The organism is Shewanella electrica, assembly GCF_022321485.1.
In the GTDB taxonomy this organism is placed as follows: Bacteria; Pseudomonadota; Gammaproteobacteria; order Enterobacterales; family Shewanellaceae; genus Shewanella; species Shewanella electrica.
On record NZ_JAKOGG010000420.1, the window covers coordinates 1 to 261 of the forward strand.

The 261-nt window shown below is 46.4% G+C and carries 1 protein-coding gene; it reads left to right on the forward strand.

Going from position 1 to position 261, the window contains the following annotated elements; translation table 11 throughout:
* Positions 1-40: 40 nt before the first annotated feature.
* Positions 41-261: DnaB-like helicase N-terminal domain-containing protein (locus tag L9G74_RS21110; RefSeq protein WP_275297554.1), on the forward strand; the 221-nt coding region annotated here is incomplete at its 3' end.

The following is a 261-nucleotide window of genomic DNA, read 5'->3' on the forward strand; positions in this document are numbered from 1 at the left end:
TCGCGTGCACGTTGTCGAAAAGTAAAAGGACGGATCACAAATGAACAACGATGTGCTGGATCAAACCCCACCACAAAATATTGAAGCTGAAAAGGCAGTCTTGGGGGCTATTTTCTTAAACAGTGACGCCCTCGTGGAAGCGATGGAGTTTGTCGAAGCGCAAGATTTCTATCGGCGCGCACATCAGATCATTTTTGCCAGCATGGTGACTTTAAATGACCGTGACGAGGCTATTGATGCGGTGACCGTTAGTGATTTATT